16 protein-coding genes are annotated in these 17,404 nt (G+C 51.8%); 8 read left to right on the top strand and 8 right to left on the bottom strand.

The window, feature by feature from the left end:
* Positions 1 to 11 precede the first annotated feature (11 nt).
* Together ACI6NM_RS12410 and ACI6NM_RS12405 are read left to right on the top strand one after the other, a co-directional pair.
* Positions 12 to 464, top strand: a complete 453-nt coding sequence (locus ACI6NM_RS12410; RefSeq protein WP_262427348.1) for a GNAT family N-acetyltransferase — start codon at positions 12 to 14, stop codon at positions 462 to 464.
* Positions 465 to 474: 10 nt separating this feature from the next.
* A complete protein-coding gene (locus tag ACI6NM_RS12405; protein ID WP_262427347.1) occupies positions 475 to 1,629 on the top strand; it encodes a glycerate kinase family protein in 1,155 nt (384 codons plus the stop codon).
* Between the two features lie 91 nt (positions 1,630 to 1,720).
* On the opposite strand, the gene ACI6NM_RS12400 is transcribed toward ACI6NM_RS12405, so the two are convergent.
* From ACI6NM_RS12400 to rpsL, 5 genes are all read right to left on the bottom strand, one after another.
* Positions 1,721 to 2,494, bottom strand: coding sequence for a hypothetical protein (locus ACI6NM_RS12400; protein ID WP_262427346.1), 774 nt, complete (start codon positions 2,492 to 2,494; stop codon positions 1,721 to 1,723).
* Between the two features lie 186 nt (positions 2,495 to 2,680).
* Entirely contained in the window at positions 2,681 to 3,874 is a 1,194-nt protein-coding gene (tuf, locus tag ACI6NM_RS12395; protein WP_022273890.1) for an elongation factor Tu, read from the bottom strand.
* Positions 3,875 to 3,966: 92 nt separating this feature from the next.
* Positions 3,967 to 6,090: an elongation factor G gene (fusA, locus tag ACI6NM_RS12390; RefSeq protein ID WP_022273889.1), complete on the bottom strand. Its 2,124-nt coding sequence runs from the start codon at positions 6,088 to 6,090 to the stop codon at positions 3,967 to 3,969.
* Positions 6,091 to 6,105: 15 nt separating this feature from the next.
* Positions 6,106 to 6,576 (bottom strand): 30S ribosomal protein S7, encoded by a 471-nt coding sequence (rpsG, locus tag ACI6NM_RS12385; protein WP_022273888.1) that lies wholly within the window; start codon positions 6,574 to 6,576, stop codon positions 6,106 to 6,108.
* A 359-nt stretch (positions 6,577 to 6,935) separates the two neighbouring features.
* Complete coding sequence (gene rpsL, locus ACI6NM_RS12380) at positions 6,936 to 7,355, bottom strand: 30S ribosomal protein S12 (RefSeq protein ID WP_262427345.1); 420 nt, start codon at positions 7,353 to 7,355, stop codon at positions 6,936 to 6,938.
* A 412-nt stretch (positions 7,356 to 7,767) separates the two neighbouring features.
* Here rpsL and ACI6NM_RS12375 point away from each other — a divergent pair, with 412 nt between their 5' ends.
* From ACI6NM_RS12375 to phnX, 5 genes are read left to right on the top strand one after another with little or no spacing between them, the layout of a single operon-like run.
* Positions 7,768 to 8,541 (top strand): ABC transporter ATP-binding protein, encoded by a 774-nt coding sequence (locus ACI6NM_RS12375; protein ID WP_262427344.1) that lies wholly within the window; start codon positions 7,768 to 7,770, stop codon positions 8,539 to 8,541.
* 7 nt (positions 8,542 to 8,548) lie between these two features.
* Positions 8,549 to 10,180, top strand: coding sequence for an ABC transporter permease subunit (locus tag ACI6NM_RS12370; RefSeq protein WP_262427343.1), 1,632 nt, complete (start codon positions 8,549 to 8,551; stop codon positions 10,178 to 10,180).
* Between the two features lie 22 nt (positions 10,181 to 10,202).
* Positions 10,203 to 11,204 carry an ABC transporter substrate-binding protein gene (locus ACI6NM_RS12365; protein WP_262427342.1) on the top strand — a complete coding sequence of 334 codons (1,002 nt, stop codon included), beginning with the start codon at positions 10,203 to 10,205 and terminating at the stop codon, positions 11,202 to 11,204.
* A 41-nt stretch (positions 11,205 to 11,245) separates the two neighbouring features.
* Positions 11,246 to 12,346, top strand: a complete 1,101-nt coding sequence (locus tag ACI6NM_RS12360; protein WP_262427341.1) for a 2-aminoethylphosphonate--pyruvate transaminase — start codon at positions 11,246 to 11,248, stop codon at positions 12,344 to 12,346.
* A 3-nt stretch (positions 12,347 to 12,349) separates the two neighbouring features.
* Positions 12,350 to 13,138, top strand: a complete 789-nt coding sequence (phnX, locus tag ACI6NM_RS12355) for a phosphonoacetaldehyde hydrolase (RefSeq protein ID WP_262427340.1) — start codon at positions 12,350 to 12,352, stop codon at positions 13,136 to 13,138.
* Between the two features lie 58 nt (positions 13,139 to 13,196).
* On the opposite strand, the gene ACI6NM_RS12350 is transcribed toward phnX, so the two are convergent.
* Both ACI6NM_RS12350 and ACI6NM_RS12345 read right to left on the bottom strand, forming a co-directional pair.
* Entirely contained in the window at positions 13,197 to 14,606 is a 1,410-nt protein-coding gene (locus ACI6NM_RS12350; protein WP_022273886.1) for a YfcC family protein, read from the bottom strand.
* 14 nt (positions 14,607 to 14,620) lie between these two features.
* Positions 14,621 to 15,802 (bottom strand): M20 metallopeptidase family protein, encoded by a 1,182-nt coding sequence (locus ACI6NM_RS12345; protein ID WP_022273885.1) that lies wholly within the window; start codon positions 15,800 to 15,802, stop codon positions 14,621 to 14,623.
* Positions 15,803 to 15,995: 193 nt separating this feature from the next.
* Between ACI6NM_RS12345 and ACI6NM_RS12340 the strand changes: the two genes are divergently transcribed.
* A complete protein-coding gene (locus ACI6NM_RS12340; protein WP_215654679.1) occupies positions 15,996 to 16,940 on the top strand; it encodes a LysR family transcriptional regulator in 945 nt (314 codons plus the stop codon).
* Positions 16,941 to 16,954: 14 nt separating this feature from the next.
* Here the strand turns inward: ACI6NM_RS12340 and ACI6NM_RS12335 are convergent, their stop codons facing one another.
* A complete protein-coding gene (locus ACI6NM_RS12335; protein WP_022273883.1) occupies positions 16,955 to 17,371 on the bottom strand; it encodes a PaaI family thioesterase in 417 nt (138 codons plus the stop codon).
* Positions 17,372 to 17,404 lie beyond the last annotated feature (33 nt).

Here is a 17,404-nt window from a genome sequence, read left to right as displayed (position 1 = left end):
GAGGTAAAGCCATGATCATCCGTCCCTATCAGACAGCGGACTGCGAGGCCCTGGCCCGCTTATTTTATGATACGGTCCACACGGTCAACGCAAAGGATTACACAAAAGCCCAGCTGGACGTATGGGCAACGGGAAACGTAGACCTGGAAGCGTGGGACCGCTCTTTGACGGCGCATTTTACTCTGGTGGCTGAGGAAAACGGCGTTATTACCGGATTTGGAGACATGGATCCCTCCGGATACCTGGACCGGCTGTACGTCCACAGGGATTTCCATGGAAAAGGCATTGCCTCTGTCCTCTGCGACCGGCTGGAGTCGTCTGTTTCCGGTCTCATCACCACCCACGCTTCCATCACCGCCAGACCCTTTTTTGAAAAACGGGGCTACCGGCTCATAAAGGAACAGCAGGTGGAACGCCAGGGCATCCTACTTACCAACTTTGTTATGGAAAAGCACCAATCTTAAGGAGAGTATTATGAATATTACCATTGCCATTGATTCCCTGAAGGGCAGCCTCTCTTCCCTGGAGGCCGGCCATGCCATTGAAGAAGGGATCCGGCGTGTATACAAAGACGCCGCTGTAAACGTCCGGCCTTTGGCCGACGGAGGGGAAGGGACCGTGGAGGCCCTGGCCTGCGGCATGGGAGGCACCCTGGAAACAGTAACCGTCACCGGTCCCATGGGAAGGCCTGTGGACTGCCAGTATGGCATCCTTCCGGAAAGCGGCACGGCTATCATTGAAATGTCTGGAGCCGCCGGGATCACCCTGGTTCCGGATGCAGAAAAGGATCCTATGAAAGCCACCACCTTTGGGGTCGGCCAGGTGATCCGGTCCGCTATCCAGAAAGGCTGCCGCAGATTCATCGTGGGCATCGGCGGAAGCGCCACCAACGACGGAGGCACAGGAATGCTCCAGGCCCTGGGATACGGGATCCTGGACCGGGATGGAAACCAGATCCCTCCGGGAGCCCAGGGGCTGGCACAGATCGCATCCATCTCCTCCGAGCACGTCCTGCCGGAGCTTTCGGAATGTACCTTCCGGATCGCCTGCGACGTCAATAACCCCCTCTGCGGCCCCAGGGGAGCCAGCGCCGTCTATGGTCCCCAGAAGGGAGCCGATGAAGCCATGGTCCAGGTCATGGACCGGGGACTTGCCCATTTTGCAGAGATCGCCGGGAAATGGAATCCCAAGGCAGACCCGGAGTTTCCAGGCACAGGAGCCGCCGGCGGACTGGGCTTTGCCTTTTTAACCTTCACCAGCGCAGTCCTGGAATCCGGGATCCAGATCGTTCTGGAGGAAACGAGGCTGCGGGAGTATGTGAAGGATGCCGACCTGGTGATCACCGGAGAGGGCCGTCTGGACGGGCAGACTGTCATGGGAAAGGCCCCTGTGGGAGTGGCCCGGATCGCCAAAGAATTCCATAAGCCGGTCCTTGCCTTTTCCGGCAGCGTCACCAGGGAAGCGGCAGCCTGCAACGATGCCGGGATCGACGCCTTTTTCCCGATTCTCCGCTCCGTCGTCACCCTGGAGGAGGCCATGGATCCAGAAAACGCCAGAAAAAATATGGCCGACACAGCCGAGCAGGTATTCCGTCTGGTCCAGGCGGTGCGGCCCAGGCAGGCTCTCTAAGACCGTTTTCTCCTGTTTCTTTTAAAAAAGCAGCGGCCCTGTCTCCCAGGCGTCCGCTGCTTTTATTTATGGTTATTCTGATTACAGGCCCCTATTCTGACGGCCCTGTCCCGGATCCCAGCTCCATATTTCCGGCTTCATCACCGCTGAAAAATTCGATCCGGTATTCCACAACGGCTCCCATTTCCTCATACACATCGTATACGCTGTCTGCCTGGATCACAAATTCCTTTACCGTCTCATCGGGCCCGGTCCTTACCGTATCCGTCCGGTTTATGGTCCCGGTCAGCTCCTTTCCCTCGGTTCCCGGAAATACGCTCTGTAAGACCTTATGGCGGATCACATACCTGAAGCCATGGTCCTCCTGGTATTTCTCCACCTTCTGGACCTTCGTTTCCGCCGGTTCCGTCCACAGGCCTCCCAGAAGCGTCTTAAGGGACAGGGTCTCTCCTTCCTTTACAGAAGGCTCCATGGGGGACTTATCGGGATATCCCGCCAGCTGCATGGTCCTTCCTCCGGCATCCTCCTCCGTTATATGAAGAAGCGTCAGGCTCCCATCCTCTTCCTTCTGAAACAGCTCCATCCGGTACCAGAACCCCCGTTCACCCGTACCATACCATACCTTTGTGACAGCCGTGGATGATTCCGTACCCCCGGGTCTCTCCCCATTTTCGCTGCCCGGAGCGTCTTTTGTCTCCCAGGCGCTTCCCGTGACCGTCTGGACATAGGCTCCCTCTGTGCGGCTCATGGTCTCCTCCCAGAGAGCATGGACCTCCCGGAGAGGGTCTTTTTTTAGAAAATACAGCGCCAATGCCAGGCCAGCGAAAAGCAGGATGGCCGCTCCTGTAATTTTTTTCCCTTTCATGTTTTCCCCCTAAAAACGTTTTTCTGCTCCCGTGCAGCCGCTCCCAGCTCCACTCAACAGAAAAACCCCGGCAGCCTTTCGGCTCCGGGGTTCTCTTACGCTTGGACACCGGTATCCCGCCTGGGATACCTTCGGACTATTTATTTTCACAGGCGCGCATCAGCGCCTATGGATTTTTACCTAGAATTACTCGATGATTGTAGCAACTCTACCGGAACCTACGGTTCTGCCGCCCTCACGGATAGCGAAACGGAGACCCTGCTCCATAGCTACCGGATGGATCAGCTCGATCGTCATTTCTACGTTATCACCAGGCATGCACATCTCGGTACCAGCCGGGAGTTCGCAAACGCCTGTAACGTCAGTTGTTCTGAAGTAGAACTGCGGACGATAGTTGTTGAAGAACGGTGTATGACGGCCGCCCTCGTCTTTTGTCAGAACGTAAACCTGAGCTGTAAATTTCTTATGGCACTTTACAGAACCCGGTTTTACAAGACACTGACCTCTCTGGATCTCTGTTCTCTGAACACCACGAAGCAGAGCGCCGATGTTATCACCAGCCTGAGCCTGATCCAGGAGCTTACGGAACATCTCGATACCAGTTACAACTGTCTTACGAGTCTCTTCACTGATACCAACGATCTCAACCTCGTCGTTGAGCTTCAGAGTACCACGCTCTACACGGCCTGTTGCAACAGTACCACGGCCTGTGATTGTGAATACGTCCTCGACCGGCATAAGGAACGGCTTATCTGTGTCACGAATGGGATCCGGAATGTAGCTGTCAACAGCATCCATTAACTCCATAACCTTGTCGCCCCACGGTCCGTGCGGATCCTCAAGAGCCTTCAGAGCGGAACCCTGGATGATCGGTGTGTCATCGCCCGGGAACTCATACTCGTTCAGAAGATCTCTGATCTCCATCTCAACCAGCTCAAGTAACTCAGCGTCGTCAACCATGTCGCACTTGTTCATGAATACAACGATGTACGGAACGCCTACCTGACGAGAAAGAAGGATGTGCTCTCTTGTCTGAGCCATAACACCATCAGTAGCAGCAACTACAAGGATAGCGCCATCCATCTGGGCAGCACCAGTGATCATGTTCTTTACATAGTCAGCATGGCCTGGGCAGTCAACGTGTGCATAGTGTCTCTTCTCTGTCTCGTACTCTACGTGGGAAGTGGAAATTGTGATACCACGCTCTCTCTCTTCCGGAGCCTTATCGATATTTTCAAAATCAGTAGCTGTGTTACCGGCAACTCTCTCTGCAAGTACCTTTGTAATAGCTGCTGTTAAAGTTGTTTTACCATGGTCAACGTGTCCAATGGTACCAATGTTACAATGCGGTTTAGTTCTGTCAAACTTAGCTTTTGCCATTTTAAAACGTCCTCCTTAATTTGCGCCCATTGGGCTATTCTATTTAACTAGGCTGAATAATATTATATTCTATTCAGAAATGTTTTTCAAGCCTATTTCGCACCTTTTCTTTCAGCGATGATCTTCTCCTGAACGCTCTTCGGTACCTGCTCATATTTCTCAAAGAACATGGAGTAGTTACCACGTCCCTGTGTGCTGGAACGAAGGTCTGTGGAGTAACCGAACATCTCTGCCAGCGGTACGAATGCTTTTACAAGCTTTCCTCCGCCGATGTCCTCGAAGCCCTCGATACGGCCGCGGCGGGAGTTGATGTCGCCGATAACGTCGCCCATGTATTCCTCAGGCATCGTTACCTCTACCTTCATGATCGGCTCAAGAAGCACTGCGCCTGCCTTTGCCATAGCATCCTTGAACGCCATGGATCCGGCAATGTGGAATGCCATCTCGGAGGAGTCGACCTCATGGTAGGAACCGTCGAATACATCTGCGCATACGCCCAGTACCGGGAATCCGCCAAGGATACCAGCCTTTGTGGCCTCTTCGATACCCTCGCCGACAGCCGGGATGTATTCCTTCGGAATCGCACCGCCCACAACGGAGGAAGTAAACTTGAAGGTCTCTTCGCCGTTGGGATCCATCGGTGTGAAGTGTACTTTACAGTGACCGTACTGACCACGTCCGCCAGACTGTTTTGCGTACTTGCTGTCCACATCCACAGCCTTTGTGAAGGTCTCTTTGTAAGCAACCTGGGGAGCGCCCACATTGGCCTCTACCTTGAACTCACGAAGAAGACGGTCAACGATGATTTCAAGATGCAGCTCGCCCATACCGGAGATGATGGTCTGGCCAGTCTCTTTGTCGGTATGAACACGGAAGGTAGGATCCTCCTCTGCCAGCTTTACTAAAGCCTCGCCCATCTTGTCCTGACCAGCCTTGGTCTTGGGCTCAATGGCGATGTCGATAACCGGCTCCGGGAACTCCATGGACTCCAGGATTACCGGATGCTGCTCATCACAGATGGTATCACCGGTGGAAGTTGTCTTGAATCCAACGGCAGCGGCGATATCACCGGAGTACACCTTATCCAGTTCCTGTCTCTTGTTGGCGTGCATCTGAAGGATACGGCCAACACGCTCTTTTTTGTTCTTTGTTGCATTCAGTACATAGGAACCGGAGTTCATTGTACCGGAATACACACGGAAGAATGCCAGCTTACCAACGAACGGGTCGGTCATGATCTTGAATGCAAGAGCAGAGAACGGCTCGTCGTCGGAGGAGTGACGCACGATCTCGTTGCCATCCATGTCAACGCCTTTGATGGGCGGGATGTCAAGGGGAGACGGCATGAACTCGATCACAGCATCCAGAAGTTTCTGAACGCCCTTGTTTCTGTAAGCAGTACCGCAGCATACAGGGATCGCCTGGCATTCGCAGGTTGCCTTACGGAGAACCTTTTTCAGTTCTTCAACGGACGGCTCCTCGCCATCCAGATACATCATCATCAGATCGTCATCCAGCTCGCAGATCTTCTCAACCAGCTCGGTTCTGTAAAGCTCTGCATCGTCCTTCATATCTTCCGGAATATCAGTTACAGTGATATCATCGCCCTTATCATCGTTGTAGATGTAAGCCTGCATCTCAAACAGGTCGATGATTCCCTTGAACTCGTCTTCCTTACCGATCGGGAGCTGTAAGCAGATGGCGTTCTTTCCGAGACGGGTACGGATCTGGTCTACGCAGCCGTAGAAGTTTGCACCCAGGATATCCATCTTGTTGATGAATGCCATTCTCGGTACGTTGTAGGTATCAGCCTGACGCCATACGTTCTCGGACTGAGGCTCAACACCGCCCTTTGCACAGAAAACGCCGACAGCGCCGTCCAGAACACGCAGGGAACGCTCAACCTCAACAGTAAAGTCTACGTGGCCTGGGGTATCAATGATGTTGATACGGTGCTCCAGAGCGCCTGCCTTGGGCTTCGTCTTTTCCTGAAGAGTCCAGTGGCAGGTGGTAGCGGCTGATGTGATCGTGATACCTCTCTCCTGCTCCTGCTCCATCCAGTCCATGGTAGCTGTGCCTTCGTGAGTATCACCAATTTTATAGTTAATACCAGTGTAATACAGGATACGCTCAGTGGTCGTTGTCTTACCGGCATCGATATGAGCCATAATTCCGATATTTCTGGTTCTCTCCAACGGATATTCTCTTCCAGCCAAGGATTTGTCCTCCTTTTAGAATCTGTAATGAGCAAATGCCTTGTTGGCCTCTGCCATCTTGTGCATTTCCTCTTTCTTCTTTACAGATGCACCGGTGTTGTTTGCTGCATCCATAATTTCGTTTGCGAGTCTTTCGATCTGGGTCTTTTCAGATCTCTTTCTGGAATAGAGAGTGATCCAGCGAAGTCCCAGAGCCTGTCTTCTCTCCGGCTTAACCTCGATCGGTACCTGGTAGGTGGCGCCGCCGATACGTTTTGCCTTAACTTCCAGAACAGGCATGATGTTGTTCATGGCTTCCTCAAAAACCTCTACTGCGTCTTTTCCGGTCTTTGCTGCAACTTCCTCAAAAGCGCCGTAAACGATCTTCTGAGCAACGCCCCTCTTGCCGTCTAACATGATGTTGTTGATCAGCTTTGTAACAACCTTGTTGTTGTACAGGGGATCTGCTAATACGTCTCTTTTCTGGGTATGTCCTTTACGTGGCACGTTACTTCCCTCCTTAATCATACATAATTGATTAGCTCATCGGTACTCACATGTTTCCATAAAATGTGTTCGCGCGCGGGTCTATATCTGTGTCCTGCAACCGACAGGTCCAATATCACCGGCACTAAATTACGGAAATCCGGTTTCCGTATACACTTTACTGCTGTTAGTGGGTCCAAATTTTGGTGGAGTTTCTGGCTGCCGCTCGTTGGGGCGGGAAACCTGAAATTTCTCAGAGTTCCTCTCTCCCTCTCACTGGGGGGGAAACCAAACTTTTTCAAAGTTCCTGGCTGCCCTCACCGGGGCGGGAAACCCAAACTCCGCTTTGCTACGTTTGGGTAGCAGTAATCGCTTTGCGATTACTTCTTGTCTTTCGGTCTCTTTGCGCCGTATTTGGAACGGGCCTGCTTTCTGTTGGCTACGCCGGCAGTATCAAGAGTACCTCTGATGATGTGGTATCTGGTACCCGGAAGGTCCTTTACACGGCCGCCGCGGATCAGAACAACAGAGTGCTCCTGAAGGTTGTGGCCCTCACCCGGGATATAGCTTGTTACTTCGATACCGTTGGAAAGACGAACTCTGGCGATCTTTCTAAGAGCGGAGTTCGGCTTCTTCGGGGTTGCAGTCTTAACAGCTGTACAAACGCCTCTCTTCTGCGGAGCGGAAATGTCTGTTGCTTTCTTCTGAAGGGAGTTATATCCTTTCTGAAGAGCCGGAGCTGTGGACTTCTTTACTGTGGTCTGCCTTCCTTTTCTTACTAACTGGTTAAATGTAGGCATCCTTTTCACCTCCTGTGATATTGTCTGTGGTTGCTGTTTGGTTCAGCTTGATTCTGCGCACCAAAATGGGGCGTACCCCATGCACGCCCCATTATTATATATAGTCTTTTTCCGGCTGTCAAGGAAAAACCTCAAATTTTCCTTGAAAAGTACAGTTTTGGCCTCTATGACACGCCTGGAGCAGTTGTCTCAGATTTTTTCTCCCCTCCGGGACCGTCCATCCCACAGTACGAAAGAAGAAATATGTCTGATAATAAGATTTTTTCAACTTTGTTTGCATTCTTTTACATTACTTTACATGGGATTACAAAAAAATAACACAGAATTTACCGTTGCATGGTATTCGTAATCCAAACGGCTGTGCTATGGTAGGTGCGGTACGATAGGAAAAGCACACAAGGAGGAAAACAGTATGTTGGAGTTAAAAAATATCCAGAAGTCCTTTGATGGGACTCCTGTTCTGAAGGATATTTCCATCCAGGTAAACGATGGAGAGATCATTTCTATCTTAGGACCTTCCGGCTGCGGAAAAACAACGCTGCTCAATCTGATCCTCGGAATTATCAAAGCAGACAGCGGACAGATCCTTTACGACGGTGAGGATTTAACGGAAGTATCCATGGAAAAGCGGGGATTTAACATTGTCTTTCAGGATTATGCCCTTTTCCCCAATCTGAATGTCTACAAAAACATTACCTATGGCTTAAAGAACCGGCCGGATATTTCCAGTAAGGAGGAGGTCGAGGAGCTGATCGATCTTCTTGGACTCCGAGAGCATCTTAATAAGAATATTGAGCAGCTTTCCGGCGGCCAGAAGCAGCGGGTAGCACTGGCACGCACGATGGTCATGAAGCCCCGGATCCTGCTGTTGGATGAGCCGCTTTCTGCTCTGGACGGTGTGATCAAGGAATCCATCAAAGACCGGATCCGGACCATTGCAAGGGAATATAACTTAACGACGATCATTGTAACCCACGACCCGGAAGAGGCGCTCACACTCTCTGACCGGGTGCTGATCATCGAAGGCGGCATGATCTCCCAGTACGCACGTCCAGAGAGCATTATCCACACCCCCAAAAATGATTTTGTACGGAAATTCATTTTAAACCAGCTGGAGATCAAACGCAATAATATTTACGCACTGTTTGGGGACCAGCTCACAGTTCCAGCGGCACAGGCGGTATAGGCGAAGCATGGACACACGAAAAAATATTGAATTAAAAATCATTTTCTGGACCATCGCAGCTGTCTTCTCCCTGTTTTTGGCTCTCCCGCTGCTGGTGCTCCTGGGCAGGTCCTTTGTGGGAGACCAGGGCGTAACCCTGGAATTTTACAGGTCCGTCATCGCTGACCGGAAATTTCTTCCCGCACTGGGGAACAGCTTCCTGGTGGCCGCAGCCGCGGCCCTTGCAGCAACGGTCATTGCCTTTGTGCTGGCCTATATGATCCATTACACAAACGCGCCCCTGTGGCTCAAGCAGGCAGTCCGGGCCGCTGCCATGCTTCCAATGTTCCTTCCGACCATCACATATGGCTTCGCCATCATTTATTCCTTTGGAAAGCAGGGACTGATCACCCGGCTTTTGGGTACCCAGCTTTTTGATCTGTATGGCTTCATGGGACTGATGACCGGGTATGTGATCTATACGGTCCCGGTGGCTTTTCTTCTGATCCATAATACCATGGGCTACATTGACAAGAAGACTCTTGTTGTATCAAAGGTAATGGGCGACGGAACATTTTCAACCTTCTGGATCGCAGTGGTCCGCCCGCTGCTGGGTACACTGGCCGGAGCCTTTATCCAGGCTTTTTTTCTGAGCTTTACTGATTTTGGCATTCCCGCCTCTGTGGGCGGCAGCTATGACGTGGTCGCTGCCATCCTTTATAACAAAATGATCGGCGGCATCCCCGATTTCAGCCGGGGAGCTGTTGTGGCGGTCATCATGCTCATTCCATCCATCGGAAGCATCTGTATCCTCCGCATCCTTGAACGATTCAATATCCGGTATAACCGCATTTCCGATATCGACCTGAAAAAAGATCCAGCCCGGGATATCAGCTGGGGAACCGCCGGTTCGGTCCTGTCCATTCTGATATTGTCCATTTTCGCGGTGATCTTTGTGGTCCCCATGGTAGAAGAATGGCCCTATAAAACCGGCTTTTCCCTAGACCACATCCGGAATGCATTTCTGGATCATGAGCTGCTGGATTCCTATTCCCATTCCATCACCATGGCAGCCTGCACCGCCTTGTTCGGAACGCTGCTGGCGTACGGCGCAGCCCTGATCACAGCCCGGAGCACACTGCCGGACCGTTATAAACGCGCCATTGACAGTATTTCCCTGGTCACAAACGCGATCCCCGGCATGGTACTGGGCGTTGCCTATATGTTTCTGTTTCCGGGAACTCCGCTTCAGAACACGCTGACCCTTATGGTGCTGTGCAACATTGTCCATTATTTTTCCACCCCATACCTGATGATGAAAAATTCCCTTTCTAAAATGAATGCCGGGTGGGAGACAACGGCCATGCTCATGGGGGACAGCTGGCTCAAAACCATCATCCGGGTGGTAACTCCCAATGCCCTTTCCAGTCTTCTGGAGGTATTCAGCTACTATTTCATCAATGCGATGGTCACCATCAGCGCCCTGGTATTTATCGCAGGAGCAAGGACCATGGTCCTGACCACAAAGATCAAACAGCTGCAGTATATCAATAAGTTTAATGAAGTATTTGTATTATCCCTGCTGATCCTGATCACCAATCTGATCGCGAAGGCCCTGTTCTCGCTGCTCGCGAAAAAATTGGCAGAAAAGAAGAAATAAATAAAATAGGAGAGACACAGAAATGAAAATGAGAAAATCTTTAGCCTGCTGCCTGACGGTAGCCGCGGCAGTATCCCTTCTGGCCGGATGCAGTTCCGCAGGAGGAAGCGCATCCGGAAGCGATGAACAGGTCGTTATTTACTCCAACGCCGATGATGAAGCGCTTACGGCCATCAAAAACGCCCTGGACTCCAATGGTTATGAAGGAAAATACATCGTACAGGGCTTCGGCACCTCTGAGCTCGGCGGAAAACTGCTGGCAGAGGGGAAAAACCTGGAAGCGGATCTGGTCACCATGAGCACCTTTTATCTCCAGAGCGCCCAGGATGCCAACAGCATGTTCCTGCCTCTGGATTTTGAAGTGAAGACCCTGGAGGAATTTCCGGATTATTGCGCGCCCATCACCTCCCAGGAAGGCGCTATCCTTTTAAATACGGAGCTGATGGAGCAGGAGGGACTCCCCCGTCCCGCCAGCATCAAGGATCTGGCTTCTCCAGTATATGAAGGCCAGCTGGCTGTTACCGACATCCAATCCTCTTCCACAGCGTGGCTGCTGATCCAGGCTCTGGCTGACGCTTATGGTGAGGACGGGGCAGAGAAGATCCTGGCAGATATCTATAAAAATGCCGGCGATCACATCGAAACCTCCGGCTCTGGCCCACTGAAGCTCTGCCGCGCAGGCGAGGTCGCCATTGGCTTCGGCCTGAGGCATCAGGCTGTCGCAGATAAGGCAGATGGACTTCCCATTGATTTTGTAGATCCTACCGAGGGAAACTTCTCCCTCACCGAATCTGTCGCAGTACTGGACAAAGGTGGCAAAACAAATCCGCTGGCAATGGATATGGCACAGTGCATCATTGAAAACAGCCGCAAGGAGCTTCAGCAGACCTATCCGAACCCTCTCTACAAGGGAGAAAGCTCTGATTCCGCCAATAAATCTGCCTATCCCAAAACTTTTCCGGAGCCTCTGACCTTTGAACTGTTCCAGAAACACCAGCAGCTCTCTGAAGATGCCAAACAGTAGACCATTCAGATCCAGGATCACTTAAGAAAGGAAATAGAACAATGAATCAATACAAATTATTAACCCCCGGTCCCCTTACAACCACAGACTCTGTCAAAAAAGAAATGATGGCAGACCGATGCACCTGGGATGATGATTACAAGGCGGTCACCCAGGACATCCGCCGCAGGCTCTTAAAGCTTGCGGGTGTTTCCGATCAGGAATATACAACCGTATTGATGCAGGGCAGCGGTACCTTTGGCGTGGAAAGTATTTTCTCCAGCGTAATTGGGGATCACGAAAAGGTGCTGATCTGTTCCAACGGTGCCTATGGAGAGCGCATGACCCAGATCTGTGACCGTAACCGTATTTCCTACGTCCACTACCAGCAGGTATACGACAAGGTCCCGGACGCCTCAGAGGTGGCCCGCCGTCTGGAAGAGGATCCGTCCATCACCCATGTGGCAATGGTGCACAGTGAAACCACCAGCGGCATCCTGAACGATATCCAGTCTGTGGGAAAAGCAGTCAAGGCTGCCGGACGCACCTTTATCGTAGATGCCATGTCATCCTTTGGAGGAATGGAGATTCCTGTGGCAGAGTGGGGGATCGATTTCCTTGTTTCCAGCGCCAATAAATGCATCCAGGGGGTTCCTGGTTTTTCCTTCATTATCTGCCGCCGCGACCAGCTGCTGGCCAGTGAAGGCAAGGCGCGTTCTCTCTCCCTGGATCTTCTGGACCAGTGGAAATGTATGGAAAAAGATGGAAAATGGCGTTATACCTCCCCCACCCATGTGGTCCTGGCCTTCGCCCAGGCACTGAAGGAGCTGGATGCCGAGGGTGGGATCCCTGCCCGCTGCAAGCGGTACACAGAAAATAACCGTCTGCTGATCCAGAAAATGAAGGAGCTCGGCTTCACCACCTATATTGACAGCACTCACCAGGGACCGATCATTACCACCTTCTTCTATCCCTCCAATGTCTCCTTTCAGTTTCCGGAGTTTTATCAATACATCAAGGAACGCGGCTACGCGATCTATCCCGGAAAGCTGACTGACCTGGATACCTTCCGTATTGGTAATATCGGAGAGATCTATCAGGAAGATATCGAGAAGCTGGTCCAGATCATTGGATCGTTTCTTGCGGAGAAAAGGGGGGAGTAACAAATGATCGAAGCAGTTATTTTTGACTGGGCAGGAACAACGGTAGATTACGGCTGCTTTGCACCTGTACAGGCTTTTATGGAGGCTTTTGGACATTTCGGCATCGAGGTGACCATGGAAGAGACCCGCAGGCCCATGGGAATGCTTAAGATCGACCACATCCGTGCCATGCTCAAAATGGACCGGATCGCAAAATTATGGGAAGAAACACACAGGCGCGCCTGGACTGATGAGGATGTACATGCGATTTATGAACAGTTTGAGCCAAAGCTGCTTTCCATTCTGGACCGCTGCTCCTCTCCGAAGCCCTTTGTCCTGGATGCTGTGGCTGAATTGCGCCGGATGGGGCTGAAGATCGGCTCCACCACTGGGTACACCGATAAAATGATGGAGATCGTGGTACCCGAGGCCGCAAAACAGGGATATTGCCCGGACTGCTGGTTCAGTCCGGACAGTACCGGAGGAGCAGGCCGTCCCTATCCCTATATGATCTTCCGGAACATGGAACAGCTGCGGCTTTCTTCTGTCAAAGCCATCGTAAAGGCCGGAGATACGGTATCTGACATTAAAGAAGGAGTCAATGCCGGAGCCTGGTCTGTCGGAATTATCGAAGGCAGCTCTGAACTGGGATTCAGTGAAAAGGAATGGGAACGTCTTTCTGCCAGTGAAAAAACAGCCGCTGCAAAGAGAGCCGAGGCTTCCTTCCGGAATGCAGGCGCACATTTTGTCATCCAGAATATGGCAGAACTCCCCGGGCTAGTCCGCATGCTGGGGGCTGAAGCCCACATATAAAGATTTCGTCCATATACAGAAGCTGGGGCAGTATTCCTTGGAATACTGCCCCAGTTTCTTATAGTCCGGTCCAGCCAATGGCCTGAAGGATCGTCAGAGTGGCAAAGGACATCGCGATCTGGCATCCCAGAAGAGGCATCAGCCATTTGGCGTATCTGGCCCAGTCCACCTTTGCAATGGCCAGGGCTCCCATGAGGGTCCCTGCTGTGGGATACAGGCAGTTGGAGAAGCCGTCTCCAAACTGGAAGGCCTGGACCGCAACCTGTCTTGTGATGCCGACCAGGTCCGCGATGGGAACCATTAAGGGCATTACCGCTGCCGCCTGGCCAGATCCGGAGGGGATCAGGAAGTTGATCAGAAGATTGGCAATGAACATGAAGTTCGCACCCATTACAGATCCCATGCTGGAGATCGGAATGGAAAGCCAGTTGACGATGGTATTCAGGATCTGGCCCTGGGACAGGATCACACCGATGCCATTGGCAAATCCAACAATAAACGCCGCATTGGTCATTTTGGCGCAGCCATTGATAAATTCCTTCGTGGTCCCGTTGACGCCCATTCCGTTGAGCAGACCACAGCCTACGGCCAGGACAAAGAAGGTTGCCGCCATCTGGTCATAGCTCCAGGAAAATTTAATGGAGCCGATCACGATCACCGCGATGGCTGCCACCAGCCCCAGAAGGCTGACCATATGCTTCCAGGACATGGAAGCGTGGATCGTTTCCGTAGTTTCACCTTTTGCTCCCATAAAATCAGCCACGGACATGCCTTCCTCATAGTTCAGGCTCTTCATGGGATCCTTCCGGATCGTTTTCATATAACGCACCGTGAAGAAATAGCAGATGGCAAAATTAATGATATTCAGCAGGACGCGGACCTCAAATCCAGAAAAGATGGGAAGCTCCGCAATGGGATGCGCCACACCGATGGTAGTTGCATTGGCCCATCCTACATTAAAGCCGGAGTAAGCGCCCATGTAAACAAACAGGAAGCCAGTAAACGCGTCGTATCCAAGGCTGGTTGCGAGAATGATCCCAATGGGGACCAGAGCGACAACCGGATTGGCAAACACACCTGCTGCGCCGCCCACAGACATAAACGCCATGATCAGAAGAGCCAGGACATGGGCGTTGAGCTTCTTATTGGAAGCCAGCCGTCCAAAGGCCGCGTTGATGGATCCACTTTTTTCAAGTACCGCAACGGCGCCTCCGCAGAACATGATCATGAAGATCAGCTTGGCTGACTTGTAAAAGCCTGCCATAACTGCCATGAGAACGCCCCAGGGACCCACCGGCGTGCTGTCGATCACATGATACGTCCCGGCAATGACCTTATTTAGGTTCCCCACCTTTTCTGTTTCATAGGCGCCGGCAGGGACGATCCAGGTCAGGACCGCGCATACGATCATAAGCATGAATAACAGAGCACATGTGGTCGGGATCTGAAATTTTTTCTTTTTTTCCATAGTAAGCTCCTTTGTTATTTTAAAAAGTCTTTTGTATACTGGACGAGAACGGCTGTCCCGGCCGCAATGCAGCTGTCGTCAAAAATATTTTTTGAGTTGTGCAGCCCATGACGTGTATTGGGATCCACATCGTTTCCAGACCCCAGCCGGAACTGGGCGCCAGGAGCCAGAAGCGGGAACAGGAAGGAAAAATCCTCTGATCCCAGAGACGGATTCTGAACTGTGATCACATGGTCCGCTCCAATGGTCTTCTCTGCGGCAGTCCGCAGTCCTTCGATCACATTCCTGTCATTTACCAGCGGCGGCATTCCCTTTTCCCACCGGATTTCTGCGCTTCCTCTCATAGCCTCCGCACAGGAAATACAGATCCGGTCAATGGCCGCCTGCATTTTCTCCCTGCTCTCTGCGTTCAGGCTCCGCAGGGTCCCGCTCATTTCCACAAAGTCCGGGATCACATTGGGTGCTTTTCCTCCGTGAATGCTGCCTATGGTCATAACCGCCGGATAGACCGGATGGTTCTCACGGGACACGACGGTCTGAAGCTGGGCCATTATGTAGCCGCTGATGGCGATGGGATCGATGCAGTTTTCCGGATGGGCTCCGTGGCCTCCCTTGCCGCTTACCTTAATATAGAAGGTATCGCAGGAGGCGTTGGCCGGTCCCTCCTTGAGTCCAATGGAGCCAGCCGGGTATTCCGGGGACACATGAAGCCCCACCAGCACATCCGGCTTCACCGGCTCATAAAATTTACAGTCCAGAAGCTGCCTGGCCCCAGTGCCGCGCTCCTCCGCCGGCTGGAATAGGAACAGTACATTTCCGCTCAGCTGATCCCGGAGCTCCGAAAGGACCCTGGCACAAAACAGGAGGACTGTGGTATGGATATCGTGTCCGCAGGAATGGCAGACGCCGTCCACAGAGGAGGCATACGGAAGACCCGTTTTTTCAGACATGGGCAGGGCGTCTATGTCCTCCCGGATCGCAACGGTTTTCCCTGGTCTTCCTCCCTTCAGGAAACCGACCACGCCGGTCTTCAGGCCGATCTCCATGATCTCGATCCCGTATTCCTCCAGCTTTTCCCGGATCAAGGCTGTCGTCCGGTTCTCTTCGTTGCTCAGCTCCGGATTTGCATGGATATGTCTTCGGATTCCGATCATATCCGCCTCGTGCTGTTTTATAAGTTCCATTACATCAGCCATATTTTCCTCCTTTTTCCATATAAATTTATAATTATGAAAATATTATAATTTTTTATGAAGTTTTTGTAAAATACCTTTTTATCCATACGGTATACATAAAACACTATATCTATCCATTGCAGACATTCTATATTCTATGATACAATATCCCAAAATAAATATACCTTACCGAATCCCCATAAGGAGGAATCCTATGATCCCCGATGAACGCACCTGCCAGTATTTCATAACAATTGCCCGGGAAAAAAATATTTCCCGGGCCGCACGATCTCTTTATATTTCCCAGCCGTCCTTAAGCCGTTTTCTCACCGGACTGGAAAAAGAACTGGGTACTCCGCTTTTTATACGAAATAACGGGATCCTGTCCCCTACGCCGGCAGGAGAACTGTTTTTCCAGTATATTGCCAGCTTAAAGGGATTGGAATCCCGCTTTTCAAATGATCTTTCCTCTCTTTTGCTTCCCCAGAAACAGACTCTGAGGATCGGAGCAGGCTCCATCACCAGTCCCTTTCTGGCTGAGAAGGTTTTCCCCATACTCCACAGGGAATACCCCGATGTGGAGCTGTCCCTGACCGAGGATATCCATATCCATCTTCTGTCCCGAATGGAAAAGGGCGAGCTGGACCTGTCCGTGCTGGTCGCTTCCGGAGCAGATGTGGCTTCCAACCGCTTTGTCAAAGTCCTTGCCCGTGCCCCACGGCTTTTCATGATTTCCCGATCCCATCCCCTGGCCAGCCTTGTCGCGCGCCCGGAAAAAAATTCCGTCGAAAATCCCCAGAAATTTTCTCTTCATCATCTGGAAAACCAGACCCTGGTCTCCGGTATTCCCGGTCAGAAAATATGTGAGGATATCAGCCAGATCATCACGAAATACAGGCTTAACAACCTTTCGCTGGTTCCTGTTCAAAACCGCAAAACAAATATCGCCATGGCCGAATGCGGTCTTGCCATTGCTTTTCTCCCTGCTATTTATGTAACAAAACCGGAAAATCATCCTGAGCTGCTCTATCTCTATTCCGATGACCCTCTCGCCCAATGGTGCATGACCGTGCGTCATAAAAACAGCCGCCTGACTCCCATTGAACGCCGCTTCATCGACCTTGCTTCCGCTGTCTTTTCAGGAAAGGAGCCGGTATGACTCCGGCGCCCTTTCTAGTCTGACTTTTCCTGGCCTACACAGAACATATCCGCTGTCACATCTGCCAGCAGCTTCCCGTTCTCATCAGTCACCTCGCCCCGGACGATGGTGATGACCCGGCCCCGGCGCACCAGGATCCCCCGGGCTGTCACCCTCCCCTGGGACACGTTGCCGATAAAGTTCACATGGGCGCTCTGGGTCACATATTTTCTCCCGTCCGCCCGGGCAGTCAGCCCCGTTACCACATCCGCCAGGGAGTAGAGCAGCCCTCCGTGGATCATGCCCATGATGTTGAGCCCGTCCGGATGGACCTCCATGGAGATCTCGCTGCACTCGGTGGAGATTCTTTCGATCTTCATATGGTTATGGCGCATGAATGGATTATTTGCCAGGTATTCGTCTGCATTGATACAATTCTTTTCTTCTGCCATGTGGTTTCCTTTCTGTCTCCGGCTCCAGGCCGG

Source organism: Pilosibacter sp. YYHA0881 (assembly GCF_051602715.1).
GTDB lineage: Bacteria > Bacillota > Clostridia > Lachnospirales > Lachnospiraceae > Alitiscatomonas > Alitiscatomonas aceti.
The sequence above is the reverse complement of the archived record's forward strand: the minus strand, read 5'-3'. Positions and strand labels throughout refer to the sequence as shown.